Source organism: Neisseria sp. P0009.S007 (assembly GCF_051962515.1).
The window spans coordinates 1-1397 of sequence record NZ_JBQCVF010000344.1; the positions used below are offsets into that span (position 1 = coordinate 1).

Below are 1397 nucleotides of genomic sequence, written 5' to 3' on the forward strand. Positions count from 1 at the left end.
CTGGTACGCTGGCATGAAAGCTATCTGCTGCGTCCCGATGCCGGCCATATTCCGGTTTCCAACCTTTACGAAGTATTTATCTTGTTCTTGGTCATTACGGCACTGATGTACCTCTATTACGAAGGCCGTTTTGCCGTACAAAAACTGGGTGGCTTTGTCTTCAGCTTTATGGCAATTGTGGTCGGATTTGTCTTATGGTACAGCGTTTCACGCGAGGCTCATGCCATTCAGCCGCTGATTCCGGCTTTGCAGTCTTGGTGGATGAAAATCCACGTTCCGGCCAACTTTATCGGCTACGGCGCATTCTGTATCGCTGCCATGCTGGGTATTGCCGAACTGCTGGCGCTCAGAAAAGAAGATGCGGGCAAAAAATCATGGCTGCCGCACTCGCAAGTCATTGAAGAAGTTATGTACAAAGCGATTGCTGTCGGTTTCTTATTCTTCACGATTGCCACCATTCTCGGCGCATTGTGGGCAGCCTCTGCGTGGGGTCGCTATTGGAGCTGGGACCCGAAAGAAACTTGGGCATTCATCGTTTGGCTGAATTACGCTGTTTGGTTGCATTTGCGGCTGGTGGCAGGCTGGCGCGGCAGGGTGTTGGCTTGGTGGGCAGTCATCGGCCTGGTCATTACCGCCTTTGCCTTTATCGGCGTGAATATGTTCTTGAGCGGCCTGCATTCTTACGGCACTTTGTAAACCGCTTATTCCGCACTTTATTTCAGACGGCCTTTTTCCGTTTTCGGAGAAAACGCCGTCTGAATCGTTTTTAATCATTTTTTCAGACGGCCTCAAACCATGTTGGTATTAGGAATTGAATCATCTTGCGACGAAACCGGCGTTGCGCTCTACGATACCGAGCGCGGCCTGTTGGCGCATCATTTGCACACACAAATGGCGATGCACGCCGAATACGGCGGCGTTGTCCCCGAATTGGCCAGTCGCGACCATATCCGCCGTGTCGTGCCGTTGACGCAAGGTTGCTTGAAGGAAGCAGGCGTAGGCTATGCCGACATCGACGCGGTTGCCTTTACGCAAGGTCCGGGCTTGGGCGGCGCATTGCTGGCCGGTTCAGGCTTCGCCAACGCCTTGGCATTTGCCATCGGTAAGCCCGTTATCCCTGTCCACCATCTTGAAGGCCATTTGCTCTCGCCTTTGTTGGCAGACGACAAGCCTGAATTTCCATTTGTCGCTTTGCTGGTGTCGGGCGGACATACGCAATTTATGGCTGTACGCGGTATCGGCGATTACACCTTGTTGGGCGAAAGCGTGGACGATGCGGCAGGCGAGGCGTTCGACAAAACGGCCAAGCTGTTGGGTTTACCTTATCCCGGCGGTGCCAAATTATCCGAGCTGGCCAAACTCGGCACGCCTGATGCCTTCACATTCCCACGTCCTAT

At 53.3% G+C, this 1397-nt stretch carries 2 protein-coding genes; both read left to right on the forward strand.

What is annotated here, in order from left to right; translation table 11 throughout:
• On the forward strand, positions 1-696 hold a 696-nt coding region (gene ccsB / locus ACTHS3_RS13115; RefSeq protein WP_440368141.1), incomplete at its 5' end, for a c-type cytochrome biogenesis protein CcsB.
• 99 nt (positions 697-795) lie between these two features.
• Positions 796-1397, forward strand: a 602-nt coding sequence (locus ACTHS3_RS13120; RefSeq protein WP_440368142.1) for a tRNA (adenosine(37)-N6)-threonylcarbamoyltransferase complex transferase subunit TsaD, incomplete at its 3' end; no start/stop codon positions are given.